Genomic DNA, 19,387 nt, shown 5'->3' on the forward strand with positions numbered 1-19,387 from the left:
CGTCAGGGGAACGTGAAGTTCAACGGAGCGACAGGGGCGGATGTGTCCACTGCCTGCGCTTTCGAGGTGCCGGAGGAGGTGGCCTCCACGCTGTAACGGCCTGCTGCGCCCGCGTCTGCGATGAAGTTCAGCAGCAGGGGGTCCGCGGCGTAGGGCGATGAGACCGGCGCACCGTTCGGCAACATCAGCTGGAAGCTGCCGTTGAGGCCGTCCACGATGCCGCTGCGGACCTCGACGGTGATGTTGCCGCCGAACGTCTGAAGGGCGCGAACCGTGGCCGATGCCGGCGTCACCGTTCCGGTCACCTGCCGGTCGGCGGGCGTGGAGATCGCAGGGGCGATCGGCAGCGCGGCACTGGCGACGTAGGTATACGCTGCCAGGGTCACAGGCACGCCTGTCGTCACCGCCGTCACATGCCCGGCGGCACTGACGACGAGGTCGTAGCTTCCGATGGGAACGGGGTACAGCACGAACTTTCCGGTCGTGTCCGGGGCGGTGGCCTTGACCACGATGCCGGCGCTTTGCACGGAGACTGTGGTGCCGGCGATCGCGAGGGACGGGTCGACGTAGCCGACCACCCGCTGTCCGGCATCGGACAACACCGTCGTCGCGGACAGGACAGGCTTCAGGTTGTAGCGGCCGGAGTTGCCGAGTCGAACGACGGACCTGCAGGCGTCGAAGTCGAGGGCGACGTCGACCACTTTCCCGGCGGGAACGTCCACGTCGAGGTTCAGCTTGAGCCCGGTCTGCTCGGCGCTCGGAGTCTCGAGCGCCGTCTCCTGGCCACCTGTCGGCACCACCGAATTGGCAAGCGGATGCGCCGCGTCGTTTGCCGCCAGCACCAGCCGAAGCTGGGTGTACCGGCCGGCCGGCAACGAGGTCTGGCCGAGGTCTTCCAGCACGCCGTTCGTGAGCGTCAGCAAGTCGATGCGACGGGCCGGCGACAGCACCACCTCCGACCAGCCCGCTTCGTCGTCACCCGCCGTCGGGCTCTTGTTCACCCGGACCCGCTCGATGGTGACATTCACAGAGTCGTACCCGCACGCCGGCGCATCGCCGATCGACACCCGCATCGTGCCCGCGTCCTGTCCCGTCCCGCCGATTCCGCCGCCGCCGCCACAGCCCGCGGCGATCAAGACGGATGCGACAAGGCTGGCGCCGGCGATTCTGAGTGTCTTCATGGTGTCGAACCTCGTTGCGTGTCGGGAGCCGCCAGCGGCTCCTCGAAGTAATAGATGCCCAGCCCGACGCGGGATCGCGGGACGGGTGGCTGCCCCGGCTCGTCGTCGGTGTCGTGTGCCGCGAGCCAGCTGTCCAGGGTCTCGAGCAGGGCTTGAGCCTTGGTGGCGCTGATCTTCCGGAACGCTCCCAGGTCGCGGGTCGGGATGCTGTCGTACATGACCTTGCGCTGATAGCGCGGGTCGGTCGAGCCGTGCTGGACGTTGTGGTCGATGGTGTCGATCAGATCGGAGGTGTCGCTCCCCAGGATGCTCAGTTTCTCCAGCACGCCGGCCTGGGGGACGTACGCGCGCTGCAAGGGCTCGATGAGGCCGTCCTCGCGCCGGCCGATCGCGCCGACGCGAAGCAGCTCATCGAGCACGGCCCGGGCAGGCATGTCGCCGCTGTGCCGCTTGACCAGCGTGGCAAAGCTGCGTTCGCCGTCGATGGCGACGGCCATGGGCTGGCCGGAGCCGTCGAGATAGTCCGGATCGCGAATCCATCCGGTGAGGACGCGGGCCGCGCGGTTGTACTCCTGCGCGGTGGTGGCGCTGTCAGGACCTTCGCTTTCCAGCAGGCGTTGCACATCCTTGCGAGACAGGCCCGTCAGGATCGATGCGCGGGAGATCGATGCCTTCTTGCCTGGCAGCGCGAACTCCTGGAGCGCCACCTCGACGTAGACGTGCTTTGCCAGCTCCTGGAAGGCTGCGAAGGGGATCGAATGGCGAAGCAGCAGCCGCACCAGGGGCCGCAGGACACGGGTGACGGCGCTGGCGACGGCGTTCTGCACGGCAGTCGTTGGATTCATATTTGGGATTTTTATCCCAAATCTTGTGGCCGTCAAACGAAATTCGCCTCCCGGGGCGGACCTCGCCCCATGAAGGAGTGAGCGGCCGTGGGTCGCGCGCTCAGGACAGCGGCGGCATCAGCACTTCGCCGTTCGGCCCCCAGTCCACGTGCGTGAGGCCCGGTTCTTCGGATTCGAGGCGCCGCCGCTCCGCCTCGAGCGCCGGCAGGCGGCCCTCCCGCACCCGCATGGCGTCGGCGAGCAGCGCCTCTTCCTTCGAGGCCTGCGCGTGCGCCAGCGCGGCCTTCACGCTGCCGACCAGTTCGTCGTCGCTCCACGGCTTGAGGATGTAGCGGAACACCTGGGCGTCATTGACGGCACGCACCAGCGTGGCGACGTCGGCGGAGCCGCTGACGATCATCGGCACCGCGCGTGGCTGCACCTCGCGCACCTCGCGCAGGAAGGCCACGCCGTCCTGCTGGGGCATGCGGAAATCGGACACCACCACGTCGAACGCATGCTCGCGCACGCGCGCCAGTGCGAGCCGGGTGTCGCTGAACAGCTCGACGCGGGCCAGGTCGCGCAAGGGCAGCCGCAGCACGCGTTGCAGGGCCGCGAGCACATGGGGTTCGTCGTCGACCAGCAGGATGGATGCTTTCATCAGGTTCTCCGGGAGGGCCGCACGCGCAGCTCGATGCGAATGCCTTCGCGTTGTTCATAGAGGCGGATGCGGCGGATGGTGTCGGCCGTCAGCACGTGGTCGGTCGCCAGCAGCACCGCGCCCTCGCGCGAGATCAGGTCGGCTGCCAGCACCATGCCGGGCTGCAGCGATTCCGTGGTCATCGACAGTGGCGCCGGCGGCTGCGGCGCGCTCGGCTGGTTGATGTGCAGGAAGACGTCCAGCACCTCGGGGTCGAACTGGCTGCCCCGGCCGTGCATCATCAGCGTTCGCACCTGCGCCGTCTTCAGCCCCGGCGCGCCCAGGTGGCCGTTCAGCAGGTCGTCGTAGGCGTCGGCCACCGCCAGGATGCGCGCGCCCAGCGGGATGTCGGCGCCGCAGCGGCCGTCGGGAAAGCCCTGGCCGTCGAAGCGCTCGTGGTGCGCGCGGATCAGCGTGGCCACCGGCTGCATGTCGTCCAGCGCCAGCAGCGACTGCTCGCCCAGGACGGGATGCTTGCGATAGGTCGCGAGCTCTTCGGCCGTCAGCTTGGGAATCGGCTTCGCGAGGACCTCGTCGGACAGTCCGATCAGGCCGATGTCGTGCAGCAGCGCCGCGACGAACACCGTCTGCGTGTCTTCGCCGTTGCAGCCCATCGCCTTGGCCAGCTGGCGCGTCGACTCGGCCATGCGGCGTCCGTGCCCCGTCAGCTGGCCGCCGCGCAGCTCGATCAGGTTGGAGAACACCTTGATCGAGGTCATGTAGTTGCGCTTGAGCTTGTCGTGCGCCTGCGTGACCTCGACGGTGCGTTCCTGCACGCGCCGCTCGAGCTGCGCGTTGAAGCCGCGCAGTTCCTCGTTCTGCGCATGCGTCAATGCCTCGAGGCGGGCCTTCTCGCGCTCCAGCCCCAGCCGCTCCAGCGCCTGCGCGACGGTGACCCGCAATTCGCCGTCGTCCCACGGCTTGTTGACGTAGCGGTAGATCTGGCCTTCGTTGATGGCGGCGATGGTCGAGTCGACGTCGGCATAGCCGGTCAGCAGGATGCGCATCGTGCCGGGCCAGCGCCGGCGGACCTGGCCCAGCAGCTGCGCACCGTCCATGCCGGGCATGCGCATGTCGGAGATGATCAGGTCGACCGGCTCGCTTTCCATCAGCGCCAGCGCCTCGCTCCCGCTGCCTGCGGTGACGACGCGGTACTGCGGGCCGCGCAGCGCGCGCTTCAGCGACGACAGGATGTTGGGCTCGTCGTCGACGCACAGGATGGTCCACGGGGCGGGCGCCGCCGGCACCGGCGCTTCGCCGGCGGGCGCGCACGGCGCGGTGTCGGGCAGGGCAGTGGCTTGCATCGCAGGTACCGGCTCAGTCCGCCAGCGCGGCCACGCGCTTGACCGGAACGCTGACGCGGAACGCGGTGCCGCGGCCGGGTTCGCTGTTCACCTCGATGCGCCCGCCGTGCTTCTTGACGATGCCGTAGGAGAGCGACAGGCCGAGCCCGGTGCCCTTGCCGACCGGCTTGGTGGTGAAGAACGGGTCGAAGATCCGCTTCAGGTTCTCGGCCGGGATGCCGCAGCCGTTGTCCGAGATGTCGACCCAGGCTTCGTCGCCCTGCGTGCCCGTCCTGATGGTGATCGTGCCGCGCTCGGCGCTGATGGCGTGCGCCGCGTTGACGAGCAGGTTCATGAACACCTGGTTCAGCTCGGACGGCAGGCACTCCACCTCGGGCAGTTCGCCGTACTGCTTGACGACGTCGGCCTTGTACTTGATCTCGTTGTTGACGATGTTGAGCGTCGAGTCGATGCCGGTGTGCAGGCTGACCCACTCCCATTCCTGGCGCGCGTCGACGCGCGAGAAGTCCTTCAGGTCCTGCACGATCTTGCGAACGCGCTGGATGCCGTCCTTGGACTCGGCCATCAGCGCCGGGATGTCGTCCTTCAGGTAGTCGAGCTCGATCTCCTCGCGCAGGCGCAGCAGCCGCGCCGCGACCGGGCTGCCGGCCAGCACGGGTTCGGCCTCTTCATACGCCTTGAGCATGTCGAACAGCTGCGCGAGGTATTTCTCCAACGTTCCGAAGTTCGAGAAGATGAATCCGATCGGGTTGTTGATCTCGTGCGCCACGCCGGCGGCCAGCTGGCCGATCGAGGCCAGCTTCTCCGACTGGACCAGCTTGTCCTGCGCGTCCGACAGCTTGCGGTTCAGTTCGGTGAGTTCCTCGTTGGCGCGCAGCAGCGCCTCGACCTGGGTAGGGGTGAGCTGGCTGGCAGCCACTTCATGTGCATCCATGGGTGTCTCCTAGACGGTCAGCGATTCGCGCACGCTGCGCGCCTGCCGCTCGGTTCGTTCGAAGGTGCGCTGGGCCTGCTGCGGCGTCAGGGCGATGCGCTGCCAGGCGTCCAGCGAGAGCGGCGGCACCATGTCTTCGTCCAGGCCCGACAGGTCGAGCGCATGGGTCATGTTGTCGGCCACGTGCACCAGGTCGGCCAGCGTCGCGCCGGTGTGCGCAGGCAGTTCGTGGTGGCAGCGGATCGCCTCGGCGATCGCCGGCGCGAAATGCCAGTGCTCGGCGATCAGGCCGCCGACCATGGCATGGTCGGTGTTCAGCATCAGCCGTTCCGCCTCGAGCGAGTGGATGTCGTGGCGGGCCGCCCAGTCGATGGTCTGGCTCAGCTCGAGCGGAAAGTAGGTGGCGAGCGCGAGGCGGCCGATGTCGTGCATCAGCCCGGCGGAGAAGGCCGCCTCGGCGTCCAGGCGCGTGGCGGCCGCCAGTTCCTGGGCGCAGAACGCGGTGGCCAGTGCATGGCGCCAGAAGCCGTCGAAGTCGAAACCGGTGCAGGCGGTGCGGTCGAAGCTGGAGATCACCACCGCGGTGGTCGCCACCGTCGCGACGGTGCGCAGTCCCAGGATGTTGATCGCATCGCGGATCGACGAGACGCGGCCGGTCACGCCGTAGAAGGACGAGTTGGCCAGGCGCAGCGTCTTGGCCGTCAGCGCCTGGTCGTGCGAGATCGTGGTCGCCAGCTCGTCGACGGCGACGTCTTCGCGCCGCAAGGCCGAGCGCAGCTCGACCACCGCCTGCGGCAGCGCCGGCAGCGTGCGCACCTTGGCGTGCACCGCATCGGGCTGGAGTGCGAGGTCCGGCGCCTTCATGCGTGCTCCTCGAGCCGGTACTGCTGGATCAGGTGGAACAGCGGGTGCAGGCGACCCTCCTGCAGCGACGCGCGAAACAGGTAGGCCAGGCGCTCGCGCACGTCGTCCGGACTCGCGATGCGCGGCGTGGCGGTGGGTGCGGCAGGACCGGCCGGCGGTTGGCCGGGGACCGTTGCCCCGTGGTGATCGTTCGACATGTCAGTTGTGCTCCCGTTCGAATTCGTTCGTGATGACGAGCAACCGGCCGCGCGAGGCGGTGTCGCTCATCGCGCGGCAGACGGCGCGGTAGGGCCGGCCGGCCAGCTGGAGGCGGTGATGGATGCCGTCGCCCAGCCGCAGGATGGCGGCCAGTTCGGCCGGCAGGGCGTCGTCGGCGTCGCTGCCGATCAGTGCCGGGACGTCGCACAGCAGGGCCTGCGCGTCGCGGTTGACGAAGGCGATCATGCCGTCGGCATCGATGCCGATGATGGGCGTCGGCACGTTCTCCAGCACGCCGCGCGCATTGGCGGCGCGGCTTTCCTCGAGGCTGGTCTGCTCGCGCTGGCGCGCCAGCAGTTCTTCCAGGCGCTGGTTGACGAGCGCCAGCTCGTGGTTGGCGCTGTGCACCTCGTGCGCCAGTCGCCGGTTCTCGTCGGCCAGGTCCTTCTGCCGGAACGCCTCGGCAACGTGGGCGCGCAGCCGTTCGTCGTCCCAGGGCTTGGTGAGGAACTTGTAGATCGCGCCTTCGTTCACCGCGTCGGTGATCGACTGCAGTTCGGTGTAGCCGGACAGCACCATGCGCACCGTGTCGGGGTACAGCTCCTTGGCGCGGCGCAGGAACTCGACCCCGGTCATCCCGGGCATGCGCTGGTCCGACACGATGACGTCGACGTTGACCTCGGCCAGGCGCTGCAGCCCTTCGGCGCCGCTGTTGGCGGTGACGATGTGGTAGCCGTCGCGGCGGAACAGGCGGCGCAGCGAGGACACGATGTTCTCCTCGTCGTCCACCAGCAGCAGCGTGCGCTTGCGCTGGCTGCGCGTCAGGAAGCGGTCCGGCAGCCGGTACTTCTCGCGCAGCATGCGCTCGATCTCGTCGGCCGGCACGGGCTCGCTGAAGAAGAAGCCCTGGATCATGTCGCAGCCGTTGGCGATCAGCAGGTTCAGCTGGCCTTCGGTCTCGACGCCCTCGGCGAGCACCTTCATCTGCAGGCCATGGGCCATCGTCAGCACGGCGCGCGTGATCGAGACGTCTTCCGGCGCCGCGGTCACGTCGTGCACGAACGAGCGGTCGATCTTCACGATGTCGATCGGCAGGGTCCGCAGCACGCCCAGGTTCGAGTAGCCGGTGCCGAAGTCGTCGAGCGAGATCTCGACGCCGATCGCCTTCAGCTCGCGCAGGATGCGCGACGCGTGCTCGACGTCGACCGTCAGCATGCTCTCGGTCACCTCGACCCCCAGGTGCGCCGGGTTGGCACCGGTCTCGAGCAGGATGGCGTGCAGGCGCTTGGCGATGTCGGGCTGCTGCAGCTGCAGCGGCGACAGGTTCACGTGCACGCGCAGCTCGGGCAGGCCGGCGCGGGCCCAGGCCGCCGCCTGCGTGCAGGCGCTGCGCAGCACCCATTCGCCGATCGGGATGATGAGCCCGGTCTGCTCGGCCACCGGGATGAACTCGACCGGCAGCACGTCGCCGAGCTCGCTGGAGTGCCAGCGGACCAGCGCCTCGACGCCGAGCAGCCGGCCGTCGGTGAGGTCGACCTGGGGCTGGTAGTGGAGTGTCAGTTCCTGGCGCCCGATGGCGCGGCGCAACGCGGATTCGAGCGTCATGCGGCGCACTGCATGCTCGTTCGCCTGCGGCGTGAAGAAGGCGATGCGGCTCGCGCCGCTGTCGGTGTGCAGGCGCGCCGTCTGGGCGCATTCGAGCAGGCGATGGGCGTTGTCGGCGTCGCCCGGGTAGGTCGCGATGCCCACCGAGCAGCTCAGGTACACCTCGGTCTTGCCGACGCTCTCGGGATGGCGCAGTCCGTCGAGGATGGCGCGCGCGCGTTCCAGCACCGCGTTCTCGTCGTCGGCGAGGGAGGGGTCCAGCAGCACCGCGAACTCGCCGCCGCCCAGGTGCGCGAGCGTCTCGTCGCTCTTGCACAGGCCCGACAGGCGGGCTGCGACGGCCATCGCGAGGGTGTCGCCGGCGCCGAAGCCCATCGTCTCCTCGACCTGATCGACCTGCGCGACGTTCAGCGACAGCAGCGTGAAGCGGCTGCCGTCCCATTGCGCCGCATGGGCCGCGGCGTCGACGCGGTCGAGCAGCAGCACGCGGTTGGGCAGGCCGGTCAGCTCGTCGTAGTTGGCGAGCTCCTGGATGCGGCCTTCGGCCTCGCGCTGCGCGGTGATGTCCTGCAGGATGATGACGCCGCGCAGCGATTCGCCATCGGTGCCGACGTCGACGATGCCACGGTGCAGCACCACCAGCCGGCTGCCGTCGGCGCGCAGCAGCCGGTGCTGGAATTCGAACGGATCGCCGGGGGCCGCACCGCGCCAGATCGACATCACGTAGCGGCGTTCGTCGCGCGGGAGCCAGCGCAGCGCGGCGGAGATCGACAGCGTTCCCGGTTCATGCGTCTCGCCCAGCAGCGCATAGGCGCCGGACGACAGCGTGGCGCGCCGGCACGCCAGGTCGATCTCCACCGAGCCGCTGCGGCACAGCAGCTCGGTCTGCGCCAGCATGCGCGCACGCCATTCGGACAGCTCGCGTGCGTGCTGGATCTCGCTGACGTCGCTGAGCGTCACCAGGTCGGCCTCGCGGCCTTCGAAGTCGATGCGGCGCCCGAACACGCGGGCGACGAACACGCTGCCGTCGGCGCGCACGCAGCGGATGTCGTAGGCCGTGCCGGCGACGCCGGCCATGCGCTGGCGGATGTGCTCGGCCACGCGGCCCACGTCCTGCGGGTGCACCACGGTGGTCGCGGCCATGCCGAGCAGCTGGGCTTCGGTGTAGCCCAGCAGCTCCACCACCTTCGGGTTGACGTAGCGGAAGCGGCCGTCCTGGATCAGGAACACGCCGACCTGCGCCTGCTCGAGGAACTCCTGGTAGGCCTGGGACGCCAGCGGGGCGCGGCCTGGCGCAAGCGCGGCGTCGGCGACGGCCAGTCGTTCGGCAGCGGCGGGGGGTGATGACACGATGACAGTCTCCATCGAAGCGATGCAAGGGCGTCTCTGTCGAACGCTTGCCCGGATATCGACGTGCAGGGGGACCGGCTTGAGCGCGGGGCGGCGCGAAACGGATTTGTGTCGAACAGTTGGCAGCGGCGGGGGTTTACCCTGCCGGATGAAGGCCTGGCGCAGCACCTTCTGGACGAAGTCGCGCGCGGTGGTCTTCTCGCAGGCATCCTGGCCGTCCACGGCCTCGGTCGCGGTGCAGCCGAGCGTCGGCTCCAGGACGTCTTTACGCCGTCTTGATGCGCAGCACCCGAATCCATATACCGATTTGATGCGCCCGTCCCTACGCTCCTGGACATCCGAATCACCGTCGTGAGGAGTCCATGGACCTTCTGTTTCTGGGAGCCGTCGCCCTGATGTTCATCGCCATCGTCGGCATGGCCATCGGCTGCGACAAGTTGGGAGCACGCACATGAGCTGGCTGTATGGGCTGGCCGGCCTGGCATCGCTGGGCCTGCTCGTGTACCTCGTCTTTGCATTGCTGAAGGCGGAGGACTTCTGATGAACTCGCAAGCCTGGATTCTTCTGGTGGCCTTCCTGGTCATCCTTGCACTGCTGGCCTGGCCGCTGGGCCGCTGGCTGGTCGCCGTCGCCGAAGGCCGCTTCCCGCGCTGGTTCGCGCCGTTCGTGAAGGCGGAACACGGCCTGTACCGACTGGCCGGTGTCGATGCCGGCAGCGGCATGGGCTGGCGCCAGTACGCCATCGCGCTGGTGGTGTTCAACCTGCTCGGCGTGCTGGCCGTCTATGCGCTGCAGCGCCTGCAAGGCGTGCTGCCGCTCAACCCGCAGGCGATGGCCGCGGTCAGCGCCGACTCGTCGTTCAACACCGCGATCAGCTTCGTCAGCAACACCAACTGGCAAGGCTATGCCGGTGAGTCGACGATGAGCTACCTCACGCAGATGCTCGCGCTGACGGTGCAGAACTTCTTCTCGGCCGCCACCGGCATCGTCGTCGTGATCGCGCTGGTGCGTGGCTTCGCGGCCCGCTCGTCGGCGTCGATCGGCAATTTCTGGGTCGACATCACGCGCGTCACCGCCTACATGCTGGTGCCGCTGTCGCTGGTGTTCGCGCTGGTGCTGGTCGGCCAGGGCGTGATCCAGAACTTCGGCGCCTACCAGGACGTGACGACGCTGCAGGCCGCGCCGCAGTCGATCGCGATGGGCCCGGTCGCGTCGCAGGAGGCGATCAAGATGCTCGGCACCAATGGCGGCGGCTTCTTCAACGCCAACTCGGCGCATCCGTACGAGAACCCGACGCCGTTGAGCAACCTCCTGCAGATGCTGGCCATCTTCCTGATCCCGGCCGCGCTGGTATTCATGTTTGGCCGCCTGGTCGGCGACATGCGCCAGGGTTGGGCGGTGCTGGCCGCGATGACGGCGATCTTCGTCGTCTCGGTGGTCGTCGTCACCGCACAGGAACAGCAGGGCAACCCGCTGCTCGCGCAGCTCGGTGTCGACCAGGCGGCCAGTGCCACGCAGCCGGGCGGCAACATGGAAGGCAAGGAGGCGCGCTTCGGCATCGCCGCCACCGGTCTGTTCGCCGCCACCACTACCGCCGCCTCGTGTGGCGCGGTGAACGCGATGCATGACTCGTTCACGCCGCTGGGCGGCATGGTACCGCTGGTGCTGATGCAGCTCGGCGAGGTCGTCTTCGGCGGCGTCGGCACCGGGCTGTACAGCATGCTGATCTTCGCGATCCTCGCGGTGTTCATCGCCGGGCTGATGATCGGCCGCACGCCCGAGTACCTGGGCAAGAAGATCGAGACCTACGAGATGAAGATGACCTCGATCGCGATCCTGGTCACGCCGATCCTGGTGCTGGCCGGGGCCGCGGTCGCGGTGCTGGCCGATGCCGGCAAGGCGGGCATCGCCAACCCCGGCGCGCACGGTTTCTCGGAGATCCTCTACGCCCTCACGTCGGCCGCCAACAACAACGGCAGCGCCTTTGCGGGCCTGTCGGCGAACACGCCGTTCTACAACACGCTGCTGGCGGTGGCGATGTGGTTCGGCCGCTTCGGCGTGATCGTGCCGGTGCTGGCGATCGCCGGCTCGCTGGCCGCGAAGAAGCGCCTGGCCGTCACGGCCGGCACGCTGCCGACGCATGGCCCGCTGTTCGTCACCCTGCTGATCGGCAGCGTGCTGCTGGTCGGCTTGCTCAACTACGTGCCGGCGCTGGCCCTCGGGCCGGTGGTCGAGCACCTGATGTTGTGGAATCCGCAATGACAACCGTCAAGAATTTCTCGATGTTCGACCCGGCGCTCGTGAAGCCGGCCATCGCCTCTGCGTTCGGCAAGCTCGACCCGCGCGTGCAGTGGCGCAACCCGGTGATGTTCGTCGTCTACGTCGGCAGCATCATCACGACGCTGCTGTGGGTGCAGGCGCTCGGCGGCCAGGGTGAGGCGCCGCAGGGCTTCATCCTCGCCGTGGCCTTGTGGCTGTGGTTCACCGTGCTGTTCGCCAACTTCGCCGAGGCGCTGGCCGAGGGCCGCAGCAAGGCCCAGGCCTCATCGCTGCGCGGCATGAAGCGCAAGACGATCGCGAAGAAGCTCGAGCGGCCGTTGCACGGCTCGGCCTGGCATCCGATGGAAGCCGATGAACTGCGCAAGGGCGCCGTCGTGCTGGTCGAGGCCGGCGACGTGATCCCGCTCGACGGCGAGGTGATCGAAGGCGTGGCCTCGGTCGACGAGAGCGCGATCACCGGCGAATCGGCACCGGTGATCCGCGAATCGGGTGGCGATTTCGCGTCGGTCACCGGCGGCACCCGCGTGCTGTCGGACTGGCTGGTGGTGCGCATCGGCGTCAACCCCGGCGAATCCTTCCTCGACCGCATGATCGCGATGGTCGAGGGCGCCAAGCGCCAGAAGACGCCCAACGAGATCGCGCTGACCATCCTGCTGGTCGCGCTGACCATCGTGTTCCTGGTCGTCACCGTGACGCTGCTGCCGTTCTCGATCTTCAGCGTCGAGGCCGCGCGGGTGGGCAACGTCGTGGGAACGCCGGTCACCATCACCACGCTGATCGCGCTGCTGGTGTGCCTGATCCCGACCACCATCGGTGCGCTGCTGTCGGCGATCGGCGTGGCCGGCATGAGCCGCATGATGGGTGCCAACGTGATCGCCACCTCGGGCCGCGCGGTCGAAGCCGCCGGCGATGTCGACGTGCTGCTGCTCGACAAGACCGGCACCATCACGCTGGGCAACCGGCAGGCCTCGGTGTTCCTGCCCGCGAAGGGCGTCAGCGACAAGGTGCTGGCCGACGCGGCGCAGTTCTCGTCGATGGCCGACGAGACGCCGGAAGGCCGCAGCATCGTCGTGCTGGCGAAGCAGAAGTTCAACCTGCGCGAGCGCGAGCTGTCGGGCCACGGCATCGCGTTCGTGCCGTTCACCGCGCAGACGCGGATGAGCGGTGTCGACATGGACGACGGCAGCGGCACGGTGCGCTCGTTGCGCAAGGGCGCGGGCGATGCGATCCGCCGGCATGTGGAGTCGCTGGGCGGCAGCTTCCCGGCCGACGTGCAAGCCACCGCCGACGAGGTGGCGCGCAAGGGCAGCACGCCGCTGGTGGTGGCCGACGGGGCCCGCGTGCTCGGGGTCGTCGAGCTGAAGGACATCGTCAAGGGCGGCATCAAGGAGCGCTTCGCCGAACTGCGCCGCATGGGCATCAGGACGGTGATGATCACCGGCGACAACCGCCTCACCGCAGCCGCCATCGCGGCGGAGGCCGGCGTCGACGACTTCCTCGCCGAGGCCACGCCCGAGGCCAAGCTGAAGATGATCCGCGACCACCAGGCCGACGGCCGCCTGGTCGCGATGACCGGCGACGGCACCAACGATGCGCCGGCCCTCGCGCAGGCCGACGTGGCGGTGGCGATGAACACCGGCACGCAGGCCGCGAAGGAGGCCGGCAACATGGTCGACCTCGACAGCAACCCGACCAAGCTGCTGGAGATCGTCGAGACCGGCAAGCAGTTGCTGATGACGCGCGGCTCGCTGACCACCTTCTCGATCGCCAACGACGTGGCCAAGTACTTCGCGATCATCCCGGCCGCGTTCGCGACCACCTACCCGCAGCTTGCCGCGCTCGACGTGATGCGGCTCGCGAGCCCGTCGTCGGCCATCCTGTCGGCGGTGATCTTCAACGCGATCGTGATCGTGTTCCTGATCCCGCTGGCGCTGAAGGGCGTCAAGTACCGCGCGATCGGCGCCGCCGCGCTGCTGCGCCGCAACGTCCTCGTCTACGGGCTCGGCGGGCTGGTGGTGCCGTTCATCGGCATCAAGCTGATCGACCTGCTGCTGTCGGCCGTGCACCTCGCCTGAAGGATTCGACATCATGACTTCCGCTGTTTCCACCCTCCTTCGTCCGGCCCTGGTCGTGTTCGCGGTGCTGACCGCGCTGACCGGCGCCGCCTACCCGCTCGTCGTGACCGGCCTCGGCCGCGTGGCCTTCCCCGAGGAGGCCGCCGGCAGCCTGATCACGCGCAACGGCAAGCCGATCGGCTCGTCGCTGATCGGCCAGAACTTCAGCGATCCCAGGTACATCTGGGGCCGTCCGTCGGCGACCGCGCCGACGCCCTACAACGCGACGGCCTCCAGCGGCTCCAACCTGGGGCCGTTGAACCCGGCGCTGGTCGACGCGGTCAAGGGCCGCATCGAGGCGCTGCGCGCTGCCGATCCCGGCAACACCGCGCCGGTGCCGGTCGACCTGGTGACCGCATCGGGCAGCGGGCTCGACCCTGAGCTGAGCGTCGCGGGTGCACTCTTCCAGGCAGCACGTGTCGCGAAGGCGCGCAAGCTGTCGCCCCAGCAGGTGCAGGACCTGATCGAGCAGCACACCGAAGGCCGCTGGCTCGGCTTCCTCGGCGAGCCGCGAGTCAACGTGCTGCGCCTGAACCTCGCGCTCGATGCTGCACGCTCCTGAGCCTCGGCCGGGCCCCGGCCTGGATGGATCCGCTATAAACGCGCGGTTGAGACCCCTCGGTACAAGAGTGAACAGCAACGGAAACCGTCAGGGCCTCGGCCTGCTGACCCTCGGGGCTTTGGGCGTCGTCTACGGCGACATCGGCACCAGCCCGCTGTACACGATGAAGGAGGTGTTCCACCCCGCCAGCGGCGTCCCGCTGGACGCGCCGGACATCATCGGTGCGGTGTCGGTGATCTTCTGGGCGCTGATGGTGGTGGTCACGCTGAAATACGTGATCCTGATCCTGCGTGCCGACAACCGGGGCGAGGGCGGCATCATGGCGCTGACCGCGCTGGCGGCCGGTGGGACACCGACGCGTCGCACCTTGCTTCTGTTGACCGGTGTCCTGGGCGCCGCGCTCTTCTATGGCGACAGCGTGATCACGCCCGCCATCTCGGTGCTGGGCGCGGTCGAGGGGCTGGAGGCGATCACGCCCACCCTGAAACCCTACGTCCTGCCCCTCTCGATCGCCATCATCGTTGCGCTGTTCATGGCCCAGCGCTTCGGCACCGAGGCGGTCGGCAAGCTGTTCGGCCCGATCATCAGTGTGTGGTTCTTCGTGCTCGCACTCGTGGGTGTGCTGCAGATCGTGCAGCAGCCGGGCATCCTGGCGGCACTGAACCCGTTGGAGGCGGTGGCGTTCCTGCAGGCGAGAGGCTGGCACCTGTTCCTCGTGATGGGCTCGATCGTCCTGGCATTGACCGGTGCAGAAGCGCTGTACGCCGACATGGGGCACTTCGGGGCACGCCCGATACGCATCGCGTGGACGGGCTTGGTGCTGCCGTCGCTCGCGCTGAACTACATGGGGCAGGGGGCCTTGCTGATGCGCGATCCGTCGGCGCTGGAGAGCCCGTTCTACCGGCTGTTCCCGCAGGCCTGGCTGATCCCGGCGGTGCTGCTGGCCACCGCGGCCTCGGTGATCGCATCGCAAGCCGTGATCTCGGGTGCGTACTCGATGACCAAGCAGGCGATCCAGCTCGGGTTGCTGCCGCGCATGCGCGTGCTGAACACCTCGGAGAAGGAGGCGGGGCAGATCTATGTCCCCACGGTGAACTGGACCGTGATGGTGGCCGTGCTTCTCGCCACGGCAGGTTTCGGCAGCTCGTCGGCATTGGCTTCTGCCTATGGCATCGCCGTCACGGTGACGATGTTCATCACGACGCTGCTGACCTTCTTCGTCGTTCGCTACGTCTGGCGGTATTCACTGGCGGTCGCCGTTGCCGCGACGTCGGCCTTCCTGGTGGTCGACGCCGTGCTGGTGATCTCGTGTTCGCTGAAGATCCTGCAAGGCGGCTGGTTCCCGCTGGTGATGGGGGCAGCGATCTTCGCCGTGATGGCGACATGGAAGCGAGGTCGTGAGCTGTTGATCGAGCACATCCGCCGTGACGACCCGGAGCTGATGCCATTCATCACCGCGCTGGCGCGAGACGACACGGCGCATCGCCCGCCGCGCACCGCGGTCTATGCGGTGGCCAACCCCGACACGGTGCCGCAGGCGCTGATGCACAACCTGAAGCACTACCAGGTGCTGCATGAGCAGAACGTGATCCTGACGGTGAAGTTCGAAGAGGTGCCGCACATCGGCGATGCCGAGCGCATCGAGCTGACGCCGCTGGTCGAAGGCTTCTGGCGAGTGCAGGTGAGCTACGGGTTCATGGACCAGCCGGACATCCCGCGCGCCCTGGCCCACTGTTCACTGCACGGCCTGTCGATCGAGCCGGGTGCCACGTCGTACTTTCTGAGCCGCGAGATCGTCGTCCCGACCCAGGGAGCGGGCATGGCGCACTGGCGTGAGGCGCTGTTCGCGGCGATGTCGCGCAACGCCGGCAGCGTTGCAGACTTCTTCAAGCTGCCGCACAACTGCGTCGTCGAGCTGGGCACGCGGGTGCAGATCTAGCCTCGCTGGCACCCGGGCAGCGGTTCGCATATGCATGCGCGGCAGCGCGCGCATCGCCAGCGGCTAAGCTTCACGCCCATGTCCGCACCGATCTCCGCCGCCACGCCGCACCGGCACCTGGACGTTCGCCACGCGGTGTCGGTGTGCGTCGGCATGGTGATCGGCGCCGGCATCTTCAAGACCTCGCCGATGGTCGCCGCCAGCCTGGCGAGCGACACCGCGCTCTACCTCGTCTGGGCATTCGGTGGCGCTCTGTCCTTCGTCGGCGCGCTGTGCTTTGCCGAGCTCGCGGCGGCGTTCCCCGACGCGGGCGGCGACTACCACTTCCTGCGCCTGGCCTTCGGGCCGCGCACCGGTTTCCTGTTCGCCTGGTCGCGCTTCGCGGTCATCCACACCGGCTCGATGGCGCTGCTGGCCTTCGTGTTCGGCGACTACCTTGCGCAGGTCGTGGCGCTCGACCGCCTGCTCGGCCCCGGCCTGGGCGCCTACGGCAGCGCCCTGTTCGCGGCGGGTGCGATCGTGGTGCTGACGGCGTTGAACCTGCGCCATGTACGCATCGGCCTGGGCACGCAGGTCGGGCTGATGTCGCTGGTGATCGCGGGGCTGCTTGCGCTCGGCGTCGCGGCGCTGTGGCTGTGGGGGCAGGGCATTGCGCCGGCCACGCCGCTGGCCGCGCCGTCGCGCGACGGGCACGTCGAGATCGGTACCGCCTTCGTGTTCGTCTTCCTCGCCTACGGCGGCTGGAGCGACGCGGCCACGCTGTCCGCCGAGATGCGCGACGACCGGCGCGGCATCGTCCATGCGCTGCTGCTGGGCCTGGCGACGGTGACGGCGCTGTACCTGCTGGCCAACGCGGCCTACCTGCGCGGCCTGGGGCTGGAGGGGCTCGCGCGCAGCGACGCGCCGGCCGCCGACCTGATGCGGCTGGCCTTCGGCAGGCCGGGCGAGCTGCTGATCGTCAGCGTGGTGGCGCTGACCTCGGTCACCGTGATGAACGCGACGCTGGTCGCCGGCGCGCGCACCACCTGGGCGGCGGCGCGCGACCTGCAGCAGGCGCGGTTGATCGGTGGAGCGCTCGGCGAACGGCTGGCGCGGTGGGATCTCTCGCGCGGCACCCCGCCGGCGGCCATCGCGGCGATCGGCCTGGTGGCCGTGGCGCTGGTGGGCCTGGGCACCGTCACGCGCGGAGGCTTCGCGACCATGGTCGACTACCTCTCGCCGGTGTACTGGGGCTTCCTCACGCTCAGCGGCAGCGCGCTGCTGGTGCTGCGGCGCCGGTACCCCGAGGTGCCGCGGCCGTTTCGCGTGCCGCTCCATCCGTGGCTGCCGCTGGCCTTCTGCGCCTGTAGCGTCTACCTGCTCGTGGCGAGCCTGCAGTACGTGAAGGCCGGCGCACTGGCAGGCGTCGGCGTGCTGGCGCTCGGTGGGTTGCCGCTGCTGCTGCGCCGTGCGCGCCGATGGAATTGATCAAGGTCGTCTTCAGTGCCGTTTTTGGCGCCACGCTGATCGCGGTGGCCTGCCTCGGCAGCTGCATGCTGGTCGATGGGCTGGTGTTTCCGCGAGGGCCCTCGGGGCGGATGACCATGGAGGAAAAGTGCTTCAAGGCGGGCTGGGAGAAGGACGGCTGGCTGCGCGGGAGAAAGCAGGCGGAGTGCGAGCGGTGGATCGCCGCGGGCAGGCCGAAAGACTGGAAGTAGCAGGCCGCGCGCCGGGCTTTGTTATCGTCGTGGATTGCGGCCCGACGAGGCCGCCTATGAGGAGGACCCCATGACCGAACCCACCGCGGTGCCTGCCGCTGTCACCGACGGCGCCCCTGTCGCCACCCCTGCCGTTGCGCAGACACCCCGCGCGCTGGCCGAATCGATGCCGCTCGTCCAGTCCGGCGCGCGCTGGTTCTGGTGGATCGCCGGCCTGTCGGCGGTGAACGTCGGCATGCAGCACTCGGGCAGCGACACCCATTTCGTCGTCGGACTGGGCATCACCAGCCTCATCGATGCGCTGTTCTCCGGGCTGCCGGTTGTCAGCCTGCCGCTCGACGCGCTGGTGCTGGCCTTCTTCTTCGCGATGGGCCTGATGGCGCAACGCGGCAGCATGCGGGCCTTCTACGTGGGGGGCGCCGTGTACGCCCTCGATGGGGTGCTGTACCTCTTCATGGCCGACTGGATGCCGGTCGGGTTCCACGTGCTGGTGCTGTTCTTCATCGGCAAGGGCGCGCTGGCCTTGCGCGACGCGCTGCGGGCGCAGCCGCCCGCTTCGCCCGTGGCGGCTACATGAAAAAAGCCGCCCCGAAGGGCGGCCTCGCCTGAATCGCCGGGCCGCTCAGGTCCCGGCGTCAGCACGCGTCACAGCGAACCGAGGAAGGCCAGCAGGGCTTCCCGGTCGGTCTTGCTCAGCGCGATGAAGCGATCGCGGCTGGCCTTGCCTTCACCGCCGTGCCACACGATGGCTTCGGTCAGCGTGCGGGCGCGGCTGTCGTGCAGGTAGCCGACCTTCACGTCCTTGCCGGCGACCAGTTCGGTGTAGCCGATGCCCCACAGCGGCGACGTGCGCCACATGCTGCCGGTCGCGAGACCTTCGGTCAGGCCGTCGGCCAGATCCGTGCCCATGTCATGCAGCAGCATGTCGGTGTAGGGCTTGATCTTCTGGTCGCGCGCTTCCTGGAACTCGCTGGTGGAGCCGGTCGTCATCTCCGTCACGTGGCAGGTCGAGCACTTGATGGTGTTGAACACCGTGGCGCCGGCGGCGATCTTGTTGACGTCCGGGTTCAGCGCGGCCAGCGGAGTGACACCCTTCGGGTAGCCGCTCGCGACGCTGCGCTGCGCCGGCACGGCCAGCAGGGCCACGTAGCGCTCCAGCAGCTTCAGCGCGTCTTCCGTCAGGCCGGGGTCGACGCGGTTCGCGGTGCTGCACTTCGCCGGACCGTACAGGCAGTCGCGGTTCGGGTAGACCGGCGAGGTGACCGACATGTCCAGCAGCGCGGCCGCCGATGCCTGGTGGCGCAGGCTGACCTTCGAGGCCTTCCAGCCGTAGCGGCCCAGGCGCACCTTGCCGGTCTCCGGGTCATACGCGTAGTTCGCGATGCCCTGGACGCCGTCGGCATCCGGAGCCGTCCTGGCACGCGCAATGATGTCGGCGTCCGGGATCGCCTCGAGCAGGCCCATGCCGATCACCGGCTGGGCGCTGCGCACCGAGAACACGTCCGGCGTCGGGCCGTCGAAGCTCACCACCGGCTTGCTCAGCTCCACCGAGCTGCCGTCGGCCAGCGTCACGGTTTTCAGCTCGAACTTCGACACGTGCACCGCGGTGCCCCAGTCACGACGCACGCCGTCGGTCGATCCCTTGGCGTTCATCTGCGCGCCCAGGCCGTACATCGGGTGCGGCAGCTGCTGCCCGTTCGCATCGACGGCTGCCGTGCGCACCGCCATCGTGTCGACCTTCTGGTTGACGACGGTGGGGGCCAGGCTGCGGCCGTTGTTGATGTGGCAGCCGAAGCAGGTCGACTGGTTGAACATCGGGCCTTGCAGGCCGATCG

At 68.7% G+C, this 19,387-nt stretch carries 17 protein-coding genes; 8 read left to right on the forward strand and 9 right to left on the reverse strand.

Features of this window, described 5'->3' with window-relative positions; translation table 11 throughout:
- Positions 1–2: 2 nt before the first annotated feature.
- From AC1D1T_RS12590 to AC1D1T_RS12625, 8 genes are all read right to left on the reverse strand, one after another.
- Positions 3–1,181, reverse strand: a complete 1,179-nt coding sequence (locus AC1D1T_RS12590; protein ID WP_477825162.1) for a DUF4382 domain-containing protein — start codon at positions 1,179–1,181, stop codon at positions 3–5.
- Complete coding sequence (locus AC1D1T_RS12595; protein WP_477825163.1) at positions 1,178–2,008, reverse strand: DUF6502 family protein; 831 nt, start codon at positions 2,006–2,008, stop codon at positions 1,178–1,180. The genes AC1D1T_RS12590 and AC1D1T_RS12595 overlap by 4 nt, the downstream gene beginning before the upstream one ends.
- Before the next feature lie 118 nt (positions 2,009–2,126).
- Positions 2,127–2,666, reverse strand: coding sequence for a response regulator (locus AC1D1T_RS12600; protein WP_047510570.1), 540 nt, complete (start codon positions 2,664–2,666; stop codon positions 2,127–2,129).
- Positions 2,666–4,009 (reverse strand): response regulator c-di-GMP phosphodiesterase, NosR family, encoded by a 1,344-nt coding sequence (nosR, locus tag AC1D1T_RS12605; protein WP_465113730.1) that lies wholly within the window; start codon positions 4,007–4,009, stop codon positions 2,666–2,668. The genes AC1D1T_RS12600 and nosR overlap by 1 nt, the downstream gene beginning before the upstream one ends.
- Positions 4,010–4,022: 13 nt before the next feature.
- Positions 4,023–4,943: an ATP-binding protein gene (locus AC1D1T_RS12610; RefSeq protein WP_477825165.1), complete on the reverse strand. Its 921-nt coding sequence runs from the start codon at positions 4,941–4,943 to the stop codon at positions 4,023–4,025.
- 9 nt (positions 4,944–4,952) lie between these two features.
- Positions 4,953–5,807: an HDOD domain-containing protein gene (locus AC1D1T_RS12615; RefSeq protein ID WP_477825166.1), complete on the reverse strand. Its 855-nt coding sequence runs from the start codon at positions 5,805–5,807 to the stop codon at positions 4,953–4,955.
- A complete protein-coding gene (locus AC1D1T_RS12620) occupies positions 5,804–6,004 on the reverse strand; it encodes a hypothetical protein (RefSeq protein ID WP_047510573.1) in 201 nt (66 codons plus the stop codon). Before AC1D1T_RS12620 ends, AC1D1T_RS12615 begins: the two co-directional genes overlap by 4 nt.
- Position 6,005: 1 nt before the next feature.
- The gene (locus tag AC1D1T_RS12625) at positions 6,006–8,960 is read right to left on the reverse strand and encodes an EAL domain-containing protein (RefSeq protein WP_477838676.1); all 2,955 of its coding nucleotides are present in this window, start codon (positions 8,958–8,960) and stop codon (positions 6,006–6,008) included.
- A gap of 451 nt (positions 8,961–9,411) precedes the next feature.
- On the opposite strand from AC1D1T_RS12625, the gene kdpF reads away from it, so the two are divergent.
- The 8 genes from kdpF (at position 9,412) to AC1D1T_RS12665 (ending at position 18,129) form a co-directional block, all read left to right on the forward strand.
- On the forward strand, positions 9,412–9,501 hold the full coding sequence (kdpF, locus tag AC1D1T_RS12630; RefSeq protein ID WP_073468658.1) for a K(+)-transporting ATPase subunit F: 90 nt from the start codon (positions 9,412–9,414) through the stop codon (positions 9,499–9,501).
- Complete coding sequence (gene kdpA / locus AC1D1T_RS12635) at positions 9,501–11,222, forward strand: potassium-transporting ATPase subunit KdpA (protein WP_477825810.1); 1,722 nt, start codon at positions 9,501–9,503, stop codon at positions 11,220–11,222. The genes kdpF and kdpA overlap by 1 nt, the downstream gene beginning before the upstream one ends.
- Positions 11,219–13,315, forward strand: coding sequence for a potassium-transporting ATPase subunit KdpB (gene kdpB, locus AC1D1T_RS12640; protein ID WP_465113725.1), 2,097 nt, complete (start codon positions 11,219–11,221; stop codon positions 13,313–13,315). Before kdpA ends, kdpB begins: the two co-directional genes overlap by 4 nt.
- Before the next feature lie 13 nt (positions 13,316–13,328).
- Complete coding sequence (gene kdpC, locus AC1D1T_RS12645) at positions 13,329–13,916, forward strand: potassium-transporting ATPase subunit KdpC (protein WP_477825812.1); 588 nt, start codon at positions 13,329–13,331, stop codon at positions 13,914–13,916.
- Positions 13,900–15,855 (forward strand): potassium transporter Kup, encoded by a 1,956-nt coding sequence (locus tag AC1D1T_RS12650; RefSeq protein ID WP_477825813.1) that lies wholly within the window; start codon positions 13,900–13,902, stop codon positions 15,853–15,855. The genes kdpC and AC1D1T_RS12650 overlap by 17 nt, the downstream gene beginning before the upstream one ends.
- Before the next feature lie 78 nt (positions 15,856–15,933).
- A complete protein-coding gene (locus tag AC1D1T_RS12655) occupies positions 15,934–17,322 on the forward strand; it encodes an APC family permease (RefSeq protein WP_477825814.1) in 1,389 nt (462 codons plus the stop codon).
- The gene (locus AC1D1T_RS12660) at positions 17,313–17,552 is read left to right on the forward strand and encodes a hypothetical protein (RefSeq protein WP_465113721.1); all 240 of its coding nucleotides are present in this window, start codon (positions 17,313–17,315) and stop codon (positions 17,550–17,552) included. Before AC1D1T_RS12655 ends, AC1D1T_RS12660 begins: the two co-directional genes overlap by 10 nt.
- Positions 17,553–17,622: 70 nt before the next feature.
- Complete coding sequence (locus AC1D1T_RS12665; RefSeq protein ID WP_477838685.1) at positions 17,623–18,129, forward strand: hypothetical protein; 507 nt, start codon at positions 17,623–17,625, stop codon at positions 18,127–18,129.
- Between the two features lie 68 nt (positions 18,130–18,197).
- On the opposite strand, the gene AC1D1T_RS12670 is transcribed toward AC1D1T_RS12665, so the two are convergent.
- Positions 18,198–19,387 (reverse strand): di-heme oxidoredictase family protein (locus AC1D1T_RS12670; RefSeq protein WP_477991942.1); only part of this gene is annotated, 1,190 nt, incomplete at its 5' end.

It is taken from the genome of Rhizobacter sp. P2_H3 (assembly GCF_056403355.1).